This is a genomic window from Paenibacillus pedocola (assembly GCF_031599675.1).
Lineage (GTDB): Bacteria > Bacillota > Bacilli > Paenibacillales > Paenibacillaceae > Paenibacillus_AQ > Paenibacillus_AQ pedocola.
This window is the reverse complement of the sequence record NZ_CP134223.1, coordinates 227,778-242,949: the sequence shown is the minus strand read 5'-3', so window position 1 is coordinate 242,949 and position 15,172 is coordinate 227,778. Positions and strand designations below refer to the sequence as shown.

Below are 15,172 nucleotides of genomic sequence, written 5' to 3'. Positions count from 1 at the left end.
CTAGGAAGCCCTCAGCACGCAGCTTGCTCCCCGCAAATTGTCGGATATAATGCCCAGTTTGCGATGCCCTAAGGACAGCAAATATTCTGTCGCCTGATAGCCGCCTTTGTAATCATCCACCGTAACAGAGTTGCTCTCCATCATGCGGATATCCGCCGAGAACAGCACTAGCGGCACATGATCAGCCAGCAGACGGCGGATCATGTCAGGATTGCCGGTATGGGAAGCAATGATTAGACCATCCACCCGCTTGCGCAAGAGCAGCGAGATATATCTGGCCGCCTTCTCGTCGTTCCGGTCCGTACTGCACACGATTAAGTCGCTCCCCTGTTCCTGTGCGTAATCTTCAATACTGCGTGCTGCCTCCGCAAAAAATGGATTGGCGATATCCGGAATCATCAGCCCAATCGTTCCTGTCCTTCGGCTCGTCAGCGCAGAGGCTACCAGACTCGGCTGATAATTCAGCTCCGCCATGATACGGTCCACCTTCTCCCGCGTCTTGTCGCTGATCCTCCCGCTCTTATTCAACACTTTGGACACCGTAGCGATGGAGACCCCCGCTTCCCGTGCCACATCATATATCGTAGGTTTCATCGTTAGTAAGCCCGCCTTTGCGTTCATGCAATCTTATACCTATTATAGGTTGAACTTTAGACTTTCATATTAGGGTACTGGTCGTAACTGCGGGGAATGTTTGGACTTCCGGCCGCTGTTGTCTGCAGATCTCTCGATTTTACCGCTCTTCGCGGTTGAAATCCGCAGACAAAGGCGGACGCGTTCGCTCCTCCAGTTCCAAACTTCCCCTCCGTACTCCTACCTTTTTTATGTTTTTTCAGTTCAACTTATATAGATTATAGGGAACTCGCCAGACGGTGTCTATGAAGCCGTGCCGGGAGTTGTCCACAGATCATCATCAGACTACGCAAAGAGGGGCCTCCGCCATTCCGGAAGCCCCTCTTGGATCTGCCTTGATTATTCCTGTTTGTCCGGGCGTTGCTGCTGCGCCTCGAATAGCCACTCATGCTCCGGGTCGTTATGGAAGACCCAAGTACGGACCGGACCTGCCATTACGTTCAGATAATAAGAATCGTAGCCCGGCGGGGCGGATACCGGATGGTAGCCTTCCGGAACGAGCACAATGCTGCGATCCGTTACGGCCATCGTCTCATCAAGGCTTCTATCGTCATTGTATACCCGCTGCACCACAAAGCCGTGGGCGGGATTTACCCGGTGATAATACGTTTCTTCCAGATAGGACTCTGCCGGCAGATTATCCTGGTCATGCTTGTGCGGAGGATAGCTGGACCAGTTGCCCCCGCTCGTGCGCACTTCAACAACCAGCAGGCTCTCGGCTTCACTGCTCTCAGGCAGGATGTTGACTACCCGGCGGGACATACTTCCATAGCCGCGGTCCTCTGCCACAGCGTCGGACGGGGCGATCAGCCTCGGGGCATACTTACCCGTCCCCGGGGCAAGGCAGACTGCTAGCTCCAGCTCACTCAGAGCCGTAACCTCATAATGCGCTCCCGCAGGAACATATACCGCATACGGCGGCATATCCTCAAAGACGGACATGCGCCCGCCGATACCGGCGAACAGCTGGCCGTCCACCTTAACATCCGCCTTACCGGCCAGCAGCACGAGGCAGATCTCGTTCCCTTCGGCGCTGCGCTTAAGCACATCTCCGGCCTGCAGCTGATACACTTCAAACCCTACGTATTTCCATCCGGCGCTCTCCTTGCTCACCGCGGCCACAAGTCCATCCTTGCCGGGCGCACCGGCCTTAATGATTAGATCAGACATCTTCATCACCGTCCTCCTCGGTCTTCAAGGTATGCATCCGCTTACAAGGCTTGCATCTCTGATCGTCCCTCTCCGGCGCTAACAGACAGCTTGACCGGAAGCCCGGTCCGCTGCGATTCCTTAGCAGCTACGGCAAGCCGCTCGGCCTGCTGGCCGTCAAGCCCGCTGCAGATGAGCGGCTCCTGCAGGCGGATCGTGCGGGCAAACGCGGCAACTTCATCGGTGAAGGCCTGGTTGTACCGCTCCAGGAAGAAATGCTGCGGCTGGTCGCGGGTGACCGAAGCCGCGGTGGATACCTCTACTGTCGTCGGGCGGCAATTGTCTGCAGTGGCCGAGCCGAGCGAGCCGAACACCTCGACCCGCTGATCATAGCCATAGACCGCCTTCCGGCTGTTATCAATGACACAGATCGCTCCGCTGGCGAAGGTCAGCGTGATGACGGCCGTGTCCACATCGCCGCAGCGCCCGAACATCGGATCAACCAGATTGGCCCCACGAGTGTAGACTTCGGTTACTTCCTCGCCCATCAGATAACGGGCCATATCGAAATCGTGAATCGTCATATCCATGAACATGCCGCCGGAGGAGCGCACATAACCCTCGCCGGGAGGCTGAGGATCCCGTGAAGTGATCTTCACAATATGCGGACTGCCCAGCTCTCCGGATTGAACCAGCTGCTTAAGCTTACGGAAGCTCGGGTCCATCCGGCGGTTAAAGCCGACCTGAAGCAGCACGCCTGCTTCCTCTGCAATCTGCAGCGCCCGGCTGGTCTGCTGGGGTGACAGGCTGATCGGCTTCTCGCAGAAAATATGCTTCCCGGCGCGGGCAGCCCGCTCAATCCAGTCGGCGTGGGTATCTGTTGGTGTGCAGATGAACACCGCCTCGATCTCCGGATCATTCAGAATATCTTCCGCATCCACGAATACCGGGCCCAGGCCGCGGCTCTCCGCCCAGGCCAGCAAATCCTCGCTCACTACAGCCTCGGCAATCGACTTCAGTGTAAACGACGGCATCACACGCAGATTATGCGCATGCAGGCGGCCGATTCTCCCGGCGCCGATAATGCCAACTACGATTGGTTTTACCATATCACTTATCCTCCTCAGAGGGTAAGCGCTTAACCTTCCCGACAATAGTATACTCCATGTATCCGGAAGCTACAAGCAAATCTTTCGCCGGGTTGTACCGCATTTTATTTACAGCTAATTAGAGACCCGCACAGACTCGTAGTATTGCAGCACACTGTTTGTGCAGGCCTGTTCTTCATCAGAACCTTATGAAAAATTGTTTTGCAAGGTACATGCTTCTGATCAGGCTAAGTGGAATTTCTCCACCTCTTTCGTCCTCCAACGCTAGGATTAGAAGGCTAGTTGGAAAAACTCCACTTCATTGTATCGAATTCGCCCCATAGAGGGCCTTTGGCCCGGAATAGATGGAGTTTTTCCAACTAAACATTATAAATTATGGAAAACGGTCGAATTAGATGGAGAAAATCAAACTAATCTTTGGAGCCTCCCGTTCCATGACATACTTTGCCACGAAACCCTTCCCTTCTGTTCCATCGAATGTAGCAACACAATCACCCGAAGCATCATACTCCTACCTTTATTAGAGAATATTCAGGGATCTACAGTCCAGCACAAACCTCAGCAGTAATGCAGAGCTTCACCGAGCGCGACCAGAGCCATCGCCTGACCGTAGGCCATGGGGGCAATAATGATTCCTTTATAATCTTCCTTGGCTGCACCAATCGGCGTGCCGCCCGATACGCCAAGCACTGTGCCTTCATCGTCAATCCGGTCCAGCACCGCCTGAATCGCGCCCAGAGCCGGTTCTGCATAGGCCTCCGGCAGCAGCCCCCTGCGTACACCATGCAGAATACCGGCTGCTATGGCTGCTGATCCGGACGTTTCGGTGTAACTCCCCGGATCGTCCAGCAGTGTATGCCACAGTCCGTCTGCACTCTGACAGGCCAACAAGGCCTCTGCCTGTGCCTGCAGAATCTGCTGAAGATACGTGAAGACTCCGCTGTCCAGATACGGGCGCATCAGCTCCAGATACTCCGGCAGTCCGAGCGTGAACCAGCCATTACCGCGGCACCAGAAGGCTTCGCTGAAATTATGCCGCCCGCCAAAATGCCAGCCGTGGAAGAACAGGCCTGTCTTTTTGTCATACAGGTATTTAATATGCAGCAGCAGCTGGTGCAGGGACGTCTGCCGCCACTGCGCATTATCGTATTTCACACCCATTTTCGCCGTGAACAGAATCGCCATAAACAGCGTATCGATCCAGATTTCATTCTCATGGAGTGTAATTTCACTCTTGTCTGCACCCGTTGTCACATGCTGATAACCTTGCTCCAGTGTGCGGGGCAGGCCATTCATCAGCCAGTTTACCCATTCGTGACTCAGCTCCTCAGCTTCCGCCAGTTCCATCAGCGACAGCAGCGGGGCAGTCGTATTGATGTTCCGGCTGGGCAGTCCTTTCTCCAGCTGGCGGGCCATCCAGGGCTTGGCATAAGCCGTATACCGGCCGTCCCCGAAATGCCGCTCCAGCTTTTGCAGACCATAGAGTCCCACGCCCTGCGGCCAGTCCCACTCCTCCATGCCGAAATCCCGGGCGAAATACCCCCGCCGCCCCGCATCCTCCCCCAGGTTCTGTAATTCAGCTTCGTTGTCCGGCCGGTCAAGCTTCAGCAGCTTCTCCGTTACACGATTTAGCTTTCCAGTTATCTCGTCCTTGTTCACCCGGCTGTTCACCATCTGTTGCCCCTCTCCTGCTCCCGCCATGCCATATTCTCCTCTCATATTCACACCTGCCGCAGCTTGATTCTAAACGTCCTGATCTCGTAAGGCTTGATCTGGAAGGACAAGCCGTCCTCCCGCCATTCGCCCTGCGGCTCCTCCATTAAATTGCACTCCTGCCAGGATGCGATGGAGTAGGCGCTCTCTATACGCACCTGAGTCCGCGAACCGGCATATTCATGCAGGCGCAGTATAATATCGGCACCATCTTCCGAGCGCTTGACGGCATCGACCAGCACATGTCCGCCTCCGATGGAGAACAGCGGCTCGCCTTCCAGCTGTCCCGGTACAGCACGCAGGGGATTATTCAGCTCCCAGGCCTCCTGGACCACTCCGCCTTCTACAAAATCACCGGTATGCGGATATAGCGCATACGTAAAGGCGTGATGCCCCTGATCCTGTTCCGGATCGGGATGAACGGCCGATTTCAGCAGGGTTAACCGCAGTACACGGTCTTTGATGTCATAGCCGTATTTGCAGTCATTGAGCAGAGCTACGCCATATCCTTTCTCGCTGACATCGGCCCACTGGTGGCCTACTGTTTCAAAACGGGCGTAATCCCAGCTCGTATTCCAGTGAGTCGGCCGTTTGACATTGCCGAACTGGATATCATAAGTCGCTTCCAGCGCGTGGATATCGACCGGGAAGGCCGTCTTCAGCAGCTGGTTATGCCCCTGCCAGTCGATGACAGTCCGGAAATCCATTCTGGCCGTATCACGGTAGAAGATGATGTCTTGGGTGATCACTGAACGGTGATACGTCCAAGCCATGCGCAGCACTGCCCGCAGCGGACCGTTCTCGGTCACCCTGCACTCTGTAAGCTGCGAGATTTCCGTCATCTTCTCCTGATAAAAGATGTCGATGTCCCAGGCCTCATAATCCAGCGGCTTGTCTTCGAACACTTGAAGCACATTGCCGCGCTGCCCCGGCGCCAGAAGCTCACGGTCATTCCGAAGGTCCCGGATCGAAGTGAAATGGCCCTGATCATTCCAGGCCGCCTCGACCAGCGGAGTGGTCAGCCGGCGGCCGGCAATAGCCGCAAGCTGCCCCGATTCAGAAGCCCGGGCATCCGCCGGCTCCGATACAAGCACGGCTGTGCCAAGTGCAGGCACGGAAGGAATATACACCAGCCTTCCGCCATCTGCCGTCGGCTGCTGCTCCAGCAGCTTCCCGGCACGGTCCCGGATACCGGCCGGATCGTCCGCTTCGCCTGCCAGTTCAAGATAACGCGGACGGTCCCAGGTCGAGCTGTTCAGCAGCGTGAAGTATTTCTCCCCCTCAGAACCGCCGCTACAGCTGCTGCCCTGAGGGCTGCCGTAACCGGCTTCTTCCCCGCCGACGCTGCCGTTAATTAAAGCCAGCGACCGCGCCTCCCCTTCCGCATATTCAAGGTCACTGTCCTCGTACACCTCTTTGATCGACGAACCCGGGATAATGTCATGGAACTGGTTGCGCAGCAGGATCTCCCAAATCCCGCGCAGTTCAGCCGCAGGATAAGCCGTTTCAAGATTGCCGCGTCTTACACCTGTCAGCGTGTGCAGCCACTCCGCATCGCGGAGCAGCAGCTCCAGGCGACGGTTGTATTTTTTATTGCGTGCTTGCGAGGTATAGGTACCCCGGTGGCATTCAAAGTATAATTCGCCGTTCCAGGTATGCACCCGTGATTCAGCACCGCGGATACGCTCATGCAGTCCGGTGAAATATTCCCCCGCGCTGCCCGTCTGAAGCTTAGGCATCCCCGGAAGCTTATCGAAACGCCGCCGAAGCTCCAGCATCTCCCGCGTAGGCCCGCCGCCCCCGTCACCCCATCCGTAAGCAAACAGCAGATGATCGTTGATCTCCTTATCCTGATACGAATTCCAGATTCCGCGCAGCAGCGCAGCCGTCATCCGGCCGTTATACGTATACGCATCCCCGTTCTTCTCCGAGGTTGTGATGAAATGCGTCAGAACCTCCGAGCCATCCATCCCCCGCCACCAGAAGGTATCATGCGGCATCCGGTTGAACTGGTTCCAGCTGATTTTGGTCGTCATGAACGTGTCTATACCCGACCCCCGCAGAATCTGCGGCAGTGCCCAGCTGTACCCGAATACATCCGGCAGCCACAGGTATTTGCTCTCGATTCCAAACTGCTCACGGAGATAGCGTTTGCCCGCCAGTATCTGGCGGACCAGCGACTCGCCGGACGGAATATTACAATCCGCCTCCAGCCACATCGCCCCTTCCGCCTCCCAGCGGCCTTCCTTAATCCGCTCTGTGATCCGCCCGAACAGCTCGGGATAATCACGCTCCAGATAGTCGTACAATTGCGGCTGTGTCTGCAGGAACTGATATTCCGGGAATTCCTCCATCAGCCGGAGCACGGTCGAGAAGGAACGTGCTGTTTTCTCCCGCGTATGCTTCAGCCGCCACAGCCAGGCAACATCAATATGGGTATGGCCCAAGGCCGTAACCGTCACATCAAAGGTCCGCGGCATGGCCTCAACCGCCTGGTTCAGGCTGACATTTGCCCGGTACAGCGAGCGGATATGATCTTCCGAGCCGGGTTCAGACCAGTCAATTTCATTGAATGCGTCGTTCAGCGCCTTTTTCAGCCACTGCTTCTCTGGCTGGTCGCTGCCCAGATAGCGGAAGGTGTCCAGCGCCGCCTGCGACATATAGAACAGATCATCAACCGTTTCATCCAGATAACCCAGCATCGCCTCGCTGATCCGGTGCTCCTGCAGGGCGGGCGGCCCCCCGCCCTCCAGACCTGACCATAACCGGAAGGCCAATTCCACAGTCTGTCCGCCTAATTCATCGTCAAAAATAACTTCCCGGTGGTTGTTATCCACACCCTGATAAGGCGCCCCGTTCACAAACAGCAGCGATTCGAACCCGGAGTTATTGAAGCTCCCCGACTTCCCGAAATCAAATCTTCCTGCAATCTTAAAGCCAGCCTTCCTCTCTGGAAGCACCGCCACGGCACGCAGCCAGACATAACGGTCACGCCCGCGCCAGTGTTCATGCAGCCTGATTGTGCCATCAAACGCAACAGCCCCCGGATAAACACCATTAGCCCCGTCCTCATCCTCCGCAAGCTCCAGTTCCGTAAGCTCCAGAACCTTGAGGTATCTGTACTTTCCGAGTTCGGCCTGGCGACGGATCAGCTTTTCTTCGGTCAAAAACATCCCTCTCACCCCTTGTATCCGCTTTCACATCGCCACTATAGCAAATCTCCCCGCTCAAAAACTATCCATTAATTGCTGTAATAAACCGCATACATTGCAATTTTTGCTTTTCTGGACCTATAATACATGTAAATTATAAAATAAGGCGGCGAGGGCATATGCTTGAAAGCGACCTGTTATATGAGCAAGGGTATAGCGTACGCATCAACACTCCGGCTGACCCGCTATTTTACTATTTTGACTATGACCAGCGGTCCCACAATATCAATATGGAGTTTCAGCATGACCACGATTTCTATGAAATTCATATTCTGCTCGATTCCACGGCCACCCATATCATCGAAGGTAACGTACATGCCCTGCGGCAATATGATATCGTTCTGCTTCGTCCGTACCGGCTGCATATGACCCAGTATCCTGTAGGCCCGCCGCATAAACGGCTGATCATCAACTTTGCCGTGCCCACCAATACACCTGGTTTCGAAACCGCTTACAAAAATATGCTGCTCCCTTTCGGAGAAGAAGTCCCGATCTACCGGTTAACGGGCGAGCCGCGCAGAGCCGTGTTCGATCCCCTTAACGCCATTTTTACCTTGTCACACAACGCTTCTCCGCTGAATCCGGTGCTGATTCACAGCCTGTTCCAGCAGTTTCTGTGCGCTTTAACCGAGCAGCGGGAGATGAATAGCTATGTACTGGAGGAAATCGGGAACGCGACCATGCAAAAAATATATTCGATTACCGCATGCATCCATAGCCGCTACAGCAGCGAGCTGACCCTGGATTCGATCTCCAGGGAGTTCTATATCAGCCCCTACTATTTATCGCACCAGTTCAAGGCGGTCACCGGCTTTACCTTGACTGAGTATATCCAGATGACCCGGGTCCGCAAGGCCCAGCAGCTGCTAATTCATACCCGGCACAAGATCTCCGCCATCGCCGAGCAGTGCGGCTTCAACAGCTTCTCGCAGTTTAACCGCATCTTCAATAAGCAGAGCGGCATGTCTCCGTCCGCATTCCGCAAGCAGCAGGCTTCCCCCGGCGCAGCCCCGGCCATTCTGTCTTACTGATCGAAGCTATATAGACTTTTTCTATTTTGGGATTAGCCGTGACTCCAGAGAATGTTTGGACTTCCGGCCGCTGTTATCCTCAGATTTCCTGATTTTAACCGCTTTTCGCGGTAGAAATCCGAGGATAGCTTATGCTTCCGATGCTAGCTTTCCTTCGGAAAGCTTTCAGGCGGACGCATTCGCTCCTACAGTTCCAAACTTCTCGTCCGCCACTTTTCCCTCAATGTTTATTTTCGAGTTCAATCTATACAGCTAATTCAGGATACGAAATGAAGACATGAAAAAAAGCTTCCGAACGCCCAAGGGGCCATTCGGAAGCTTTTTTTCTTAGTATGCGGTCGAGAGGACTCGAACCTCCACGGTATTGCTACCACACGGACCTGAACCGTGCGCGTCTGCCAATTCCGCCACGACCGCAAAGTATTGTTTATTGCAGTGCAGGAATTAATATATCATGAATTTCGGAACTCTGCAAGCTATTTCTTATTTTTCAGATAAACTCGCTAGTGAAATTCCACGCTGCGCTGCTATATATTAGGGATGAGGTGATTGTATATGAGCAGGCCATATGTAACGGTAACCAGCCCCAATCTGCTGGAGTCCATGCAGAAAGAACTCCATAACCGGCTGCAGGATTTCACTGCCTTGGATGGAGTCTGCGGCATTACCCTGAACGGCGGATGTTCACGCGGGTATGCCGATGAATTATCCGAGATCGATCTGGTCTTGTATCTGGAGGACGGCCAGCACGGGCAGTGGAGTAACGGGCGCTCCCCGCTTCCGCTGGGGATCACCAAGCTGGGCGAATATCTCTACGATATCAAGATTTCGAATTTGGACAAGGAGCAAAAGAAGCCTTGGGACAGTGTAGCCTTGTGGGATTTATCCTACGCCAGGATTCTGTATGACCCTTCCGGACAAATTGCCCGGTTCATGAACGAGAAGCTGGCACAGCGGCCGGAACGTATACAGGCAGAAGGCCTCATGTTCAACTGCTGGTGGCACTTCCGGCTGGCCGGGGATATCTGGCTCCACCGTGGAGATATCTTGCAGGGCCATGCCATGATGAATACAGCCGCAACTCAGTTAATTGAGGCTGTATTCATCGCGAACCGCGAATATATACCGCATGCGAAATGGCTGATTCACCTGAGCCGTACCCTGCCCTGGACTCCAGCGGGGTGGGAAGCAGGACTGATGCAGATCATGAGCACCGGCGATTGCTCCCGGGAGAGCCTGATTGCAAGGCAAGCTGCCATTGAGCGTATTTGGAGCGAAGTGGATGCCTATATCATCAGCCAGGAATGCCCGGGCTACCCGTTAAACATCATGCACAAAACGTTCTACGATCTGCTGGAGCTCCTGCTGGCTCATGACAACCTCCCCCTGGAAACATGGACCGGCAGGATGGGCTTATCCATGCTGTCGGCAGAACCGTTTATCCGCTTCACCACCCTCACTGAAGACCTGATTATCGTGGATAAACACAAGTTCATGTGCATCCGTCCCGCCGGCCTGTATGCCTGGCACTCAGCCATTGTTGAGCAGTTACATGCTGAACTGCATCAGCAGCGCTAAATCAACTTACAGTTGCTTTTCCTGCGCCGTTCCCCCTCCTTCAATCGCTGTTCATTCTGCCGGATGGAATTATAATGAAATTACGACGTCGAATTCAAATTCGGGAGAAGAAAAATATGATTAGTAGTGAAAAAGTAGGCAAGCGGATCGCCATGCTCCGCCGGGAAAAGCAATTGTCGCAGGAGCAATTAGCGGAGCAGCTGCATGTCAGCGCCCAGGCAGTGTCCAAGTGGGAAACCGGCAAGTCCCTGCCTGAAACGGCTACCCTGCCGCTGCTCTCAAGCATTCTGGGCCATTCGATCGACAGCATTCTGCTGCCGCAGGAGCTTACTGTTCTGTCAGCGGTCTATACCGATGGATACGAACAGCAGGATGTCACTCATTTTGTAAACCAATTCATTACCGGCAGTAAGCTTAGTTTGGCCATCACCGATCACAGCTTCCCGGAGTCCATTCACAGCGACCGCGTAAAACTGCTCATCGTCAAATACGAGACGCCCTCAGGCATCTACTCCACCTATGTGCTGAAAGACCAGCTCCTGGCGATCGATGTACATTCGAAAGGCTATACCCTTGGCAAAAGCGAGCTGGAGATTGTTCATGCCGCTTACGGCAATGAACTTGCCAGCCGGGATGTACTGGGGAAGATGAAGCACTACGCTTATTTTCAGTGGCCGCATTTTACGGTAGATCAGGAGCTTTTTCCAAGCGGGATGGGACATGAGGGCAACGAATATCTGCTGCTCGTCTATCTGAATGCGGACGGGATTCATGCACTCAGCTGCATGGAAGGGGAACGGATCCACTACAGCCCTGACCGGACAAGGCTATTTGCGGACGGGTCTTCCCGTCAGCAGTACATCGTAGAGAACGTAGCCCGCCTGGGTTTTGCCAAGGGAATGGATTGTTCTTGGGCAGGGGCACTTTATACTTCCTTGTCTGCTATGGGTGTAGATACCCGCTATGAGGAGGTTATGGGGGTATCCGGAGCATGCTGGCGGGTGGCTTTTGCCCCGGTGTGGGACTACAGTGCAGCAGACGCCCTCGTCGCCTACGACTATGCCGAGCCAGCCTTCAACGCCTACGGGCTTGAGGCCAGCTGGGCGAACCGCCTAACGCCGGAGGAGCGCAGACGGGAGAAGCAGCAAATCATGGAGAGCCTCCATAAGGGGCATCTGCCGGTCGCCTTGAACTTAAGGGTCGCCCCCGAGTGGGGAGTCATTACGGGATATCTCGATAACGGCAGCACCCTGCTGTGCCGCAGCTATTTTGATGATGAGACCTTTAATGAGCTGCAGGAGGATCCCGAATTCCGGGAAGCAATGGAGACCAGCAAAGGTTACTTGTACGTGGACCATTGGCCGTATAAGCTGCTCCGGATTGAACGGCTTGACGCTGCCCCGCCGGCGCTGGATAACCTGTTCGCTTCGCTCCAGGTTAAGCTGGACTCTATGCAGGCTGGAGAGAATCACGGCTACCAGCTGGGATACAGCGCCTTGGCAGCCTGGACGGAGGGCCTTCTTGATCACGCCTGGTACCAGGCAGCCGATGCCGGGACGTTCACTCGCCGCTACAGCGTAAATCACTTCTGCATGATGGCGTTAAACGATGCCCGGAGAAGCGCTGCCGCCTACTTGCAGGCCTCTCTGCCGCTCCTGCCCAGTCCGGCTGCTTACGCACTCTTGAGTGAAATGGCCGCCGTATATGAACAGATGCACACACTGCTTGACCATTTCTACAGCCATATGACTGAACCTGCCGTCCTGCAGACACAGGCTTCCCCTAAGCAACTGTGGGACCAGGGCCAGCGGGAGCAGCAGGCGGAGCTTCTGCAGAGCGTGGCTGTACTCGAACGCCGGGGCGATGAGCTGGCCGGGCGGCTGCTGGAGCATCAAGAAATTAGTAGAGGTTGAACTTGAATGTTATATCTCTCATATCAGATGATGGACGATTAAATGATTGCATTTACTGCAATAGAAAGACTCCATATTCCAGGGTAAATCACCTTCTGCTGTATTTCGTACAGTAGATTCCTGGACTTCGGGTCAAAATCATCGTTTTCACCAAATTCTATTGTATAGAGTGCAGCAGATTCAGTATTACGTCAGATTTAAGGGGAATCTACTGTAGAAAGTGCAACAGAATGCATCTCTATAGGTTCAAGCAGTAGATTCCCGGACAAAAGGGATGTTCCAAACAGCCATCTTCCGGCTTATGGAACATCCCTTTCCTTGTGCGGTATTTTGTTCATATCTAAACCCATCAAGCCTTAACCTGCCGCTTCCAACTGCTTACCGTGAGGCTTCTTCACCGGACGCAGATTTGATCTCAATTACAATCCCTCTACCGCCCTGTTAGGTATCACTCCCTTGTGGAGGCAGCTGATGTATAGCTTGTAATAAAATCTACCAGGGACGGGGCCGGCAGCGGTCTGCTGATGAAGTAGCCTTGAAGCTCATCGCTGCCAAGATTGCACAGCAGGTCAAACTGTTCTTTCAGTTCCACGCCTTCGGAAACAACGCGCAGGCCGAGGTTGTGGCTGAGCTCGATGATCGCGCGGACCAGTGTATCGTCGGAAGCCCCTGGCTGAATACCGGCTACGAAGGAGCGGTCAATCTTGATAAGATCTACCGGGAAGGTCCGCAGGTAGCTCAGCGACGAGAAGCCGGTGCCAAAATCATCAAGCGAAATGCAAAAGCCCATGCTGCGAAGATCTGCGAGAGAGGTGATGATGGATTCGTCCGACATCAGCATCGTCTCGGTTATTTCCAGCTCCAGGCTATCTGCTGTAAGCCCGTTGTCTGCCAGCGCCTCCTTCAATTGCTCCGGCAGACCGGGCTGCATGAGCTGCAGGCCCGAGATATTGACGGCTGCCTTCAGCCGAATGCCTTGGTCTTGGAAGCTGCGCAGGTCTGCACAGACCTTGCGGAGCACCCAGTTGCCGATACCGAGGATCGATCCGCCGGCTTCCGCCAGCGGAATGAACTCGGCGGGTGACACCGGCCCGAACGTTGGGCTTTTCCAGCGCAGCAGCGCCTCAACCTTAACGATATCAAGCTTCGATGCCGAGAGAATCGGCTGATAATGCATTTCCAGCTCCCCATTATCGACGGCGGAGCGCAGCTGTCTCCCGATCACTTTTTTGCGGCTGAAAGCCTCTTCCAGCCTTTCCGAATAGCGGTATATATTGTTCCGTCCGTTCTCCTTGACCTGAAACATCGCCAAATCGGCGGCCTTGACGAGAAGTTCGGCGTCCTCACCATTCTGCGGATAGATGCTGACCCCGATGCTCGCCGTACTATGAAATAACTGGCCGTTCAGCGTATGCGGTTCAGCCAGCACTTGCTGGATTTTGGAGATCTGGGCCTGAATATCCTCTGTACCGGAAAAACGCGAGAGAAGAATAGTGAACTCATCCCCGCCAAGCCGGGACACCAGATCATCCGGTCCGACAGCACCGGCTAGCCGGTCGGCGATCTGCTTGAGGACCGCATCCCCGAAATCATGCCCCCAGGTATCATTGACCGCTTTGAAGTGATCGAGGTCGATGAACAGCAGAACAATCTGCCGGCCCTGGAGATTGGCTTTCTGAATAACCCGGTTCAGCGTCTCAAAAAAGAATGCGCGGTTTGGCAGCTGGGTTAACGGGTCAACCATAGCCTGCCGGTGCAGCTCTTCCTGTGCAGTTTCGAGCGAGGAAATCATTCGGTTGAACTCCACTTCTACCTCACTGAGTTCATCCCGTCCCCTGATATCGAGACGGATCGACAGATCACGGCTTTTGCCGATAATCCTGATACCGCGGACCAGCGCCGCCATCCGGGACAGAATGGTACGTTTCACGAACAGCAGGCTGAGCACGCAGATACCCAGGGTAGAGATTACGAAGAACAGCGTGAAATTAGCCATCGCTTTTTTGCCGATTTCATAAATATGGCGCGGCTGCTCTATGGAAATCACGATTCCCGGATTGCCGAACAGATCGTAGATAACAGCATGACCCTCCAGCCGGTTTTCGGGCAAATAACTCACCCATATGTTCTGCCCCCGGCTCTCCTTCAGCAGGTCACCAGAAGCCTTCTCTACGGTTATACCGGACGGACTAAGGGCCCCGACCCGGCTGATCTCTGTATCGTCCAGCTTCCGGCCGGCCACCGCCATCCCGGCGACGGGGCCTGTCATATCATTGTGGAGAACAGGCTGTAAGGTAATCAGCATGGGACCGTCATTCAAGATGACCAATCCGGCGAAACGGTCCTCTGGTTTCGTAAGGAGATCCAGCTGCTCCCGGATATCGCCAAAAATGCTGACAATTTCCGGCGTCACCGGTGCTACCGTCTCCCCGCTGTAATCATACAAGCCGCTATAGACGGGACTGCCGCTCTGGTTGATCAGTGCCATAAGATCAAACCGGTTGCTCTGGAAGGTCCCCTCATCATAATTGCTGAGAATATAGGGATTCTGCAGGTCCCCGGACGTTCGGGAGGAGACATAATCATAGGTCTCGTCCCATGCCGAATAATTGAGCATCGTCTCGTTCATACCCCGAAGCTCCGATTCGTAGGTCTGGATAATATCGGACATGCGCCCTTCCAGCGCTTCCCGGTCTAACTCCGTGAACCGGTCCAGAAAAATCTCCTGCGAAATCACATACGTGGAGGCGAGGGCGAGCAAAGAAATCGTTATAATAAACAGTACAATCTTAGTCCGCAGCTTCATGGTAATCTCCTAGGAAATCGATTTCAAA

9 protein-coding genes and 1 tRNA gene are annotated in these 15,172 nt (G+C 54.4%); 3 read left to right on the top strand and 7 right to left on the bottom strand.

Annotation, left to right across the window (positions count from 1 at the left end):
• From QU597_RS01150 to QU597_RS01130, 5 genes are all read right to left on the bottom strand, one after another.
• The gene (locus tag QU597_RS01150; protein WP_310830989.1) at positions 1-594 is read right to left on the bottom strand and encodes a LacI family DNA-binding transcriptional regulator; all 594 of its coding nucleotides are present in this window, start codon (positions 592-594) and stop codon (positions 1-3) included.
• Between the two features lie 378 nt (positions 595-972).
• On the bottom strand, positions 973-1,803 hold the full coding sequence (gene iolB, locus QU597_RS01145; RefSeq protein WP_310833199.1) for a 5-deoxy-glucuronate isomerase: 831 nt from the start codon (positions 1,801-1,803) through the stop codon (positions 973-975).
• Between the two features lie 41 nt (positions 1,804-1,844).
• Positions 1,845-2,891 (bottom strand): inositol 2-dehydrogenase, encoded by a 1,047-nt coding sequence (gene iolG / locus QU597_RS01140; RefSeq protein WP_310830988.1) that lies wholly within the window; start codon positions 2,889-2,891, stop codon positions 1,845-1,847.
• 558 nt (positions 2,892-3,449) lie between these two features.
• Positions 3,450-4,592, bottom strand: a complete 1,143-nt coding sequence (locus QU597_RS01135; protein WP_310830987.1) for a glycoside hydrolase family 88/105 protein — start codon at positions 4,590-4,592, stop codon at positions 3,450-3,452.
• A 20-nt stretch (positions 4,593-4,612) separates the two neighbouring features.
• Entirely contained in the window at positions 4,613-7,777 is a 3,165-nt protein-coding gene (locus QU597_RS01130; protein ID WP_310830986.1) for an alpha-mannosidase, read from the bottom strand.
• A 158-nt stretch (positions 7,778-7,935) separates the two neighbouring features.
• On the opposite strand from QU597_RS01130, the gene QU597_RS01125 reads away from it, so the two are divergent.
• Complete coding sequence (locus QU597_RS01125) at positions 7,936-8,847, top strand: helix-turn-helix transcriptional regulator (protein ID WP_310830985.1); 912 nt, start codon at positions 7,936-7,938, stop codon at positions 8,845-8,847.
• Positions 8,848-9,180: 333 nt separating this feature from the next.
• Here the strand turns inward: QU597_RS01125 and QU597_RS01120 are convergent.
• A tRNA-Leu gene (locus QU597_RS01120) sits at positions 9,181-9,264 on the bottom strand.
• A 138-nt stretch (positions 9,265-9,402) separates the two neighbouring features.
• Between QU597_RS01120 and QU597_RS01115 the strand changes: the two genes are divergently transcribed.
• Both QU597_RS01115 and QU597_RS01110 read left to right on the top strand, forming a co-directional pair.
• Positions 9,403-10,425, top strand: a complete 1,023-nt coding sequence (locus QU597_RS01115; RefSeq protein ID WP_310830984.1) for a DUF4037 domain-containing protein — start codon at positions 9,403-9,405, stop codon at positions 10,423-10,425.
• Between the two features lie 116 nt (positions 10,426-10,541).
• Entirely contained in the window at positions 10,542-12,338 is a 1,797-nt protein-coding gene (locus QU597_RS01110; protein ID WP_310830983.1) for a helix-turn-helix transcriptional regulator, read from the top strand.
• Between the two features lie 448 nt (positions 12,339-12,786).
• On the opposite strand, the gene QU597_RS01105 is transcribed toward QU597_RS01110, so the two are convergent.
• Positions 12,787-15,144, bottom strand: coding sequence for a bifunctional diguanylate cyclase/phosphodiesterase (locus QU597_RS01105; RefSeq protein WP_310830982.1), 2,358 nt, complete (start codon positions 15,142-15,144; stop codon positions 12,787-12,789).
• Positions 15,145-15,172 lie beyond the last annotated feature (28 nt).

Bases quoted from the DNA above. Each gene is read 5' to 3' on its own strand.
- QU597_RS01135 (WP_310830987.1), bottom strand. From the start codon at position 4,592: ATGGCGGGAGCAGGAGAGGGGCAACAGATGGTGAACAGCCGGGTGAAC.
- QU597_RS01105 (WP_310830982.1), bottom strand. From the start codon at position 15,144: ATGAAGCTGCGGACTAAGATTGTACTGTTTATTATAACGATTTCTTTG.
- iolB (WP_310833199.1), bottom strand. From the start codon at position 1,803: ATGTCTGATCTAATCATTAAGGCCGGTGCGCCCGGCAAGGATGGACTT.
- QU597_RS01130 (WP_310830986.1), bottom strand. From the start codon at position 7,777: ATGTTTTTGACCGAAGAAAAGCTGATCCGTCGCCAGGCCGAACTCGGA.
- QU597_RS01125 (WP_310830985.1), top strand. From the start codon at position 7,936: ATGCTTGAAAGCGACCTGTTATATGAGCAAGGGTATAGCGTACGCATC.
- iolG (WP_310830988.1), bottom strand. From the start codon at position 2,891: ATGGTAAAACCAATCGTAGTTGGCATTATCGGCGCCGGGAGAATCGGC.
- QU597_RS01115 (WP_310830984.1), top strand. From the start codon at position 9,403: ATGAGCAGGCCATATGTAACGGTAACCAGCCCCAATCTGCTGGAGTCC.
- QU597_RS01110 (WP_310830983.1), top strand. From the start codon at position 10,542: ATGATTAGTAGTGAAAAAGTAGGCAAGCGGATCGCCATGCTCCGCCGG.
- QU597_RS01150 (WP_310830989.1), bottom strand. From the start codon at position 594: ATGAAACCTACGATATATGATGTGGCACGGGAAGCGGGGGTCTCCATC.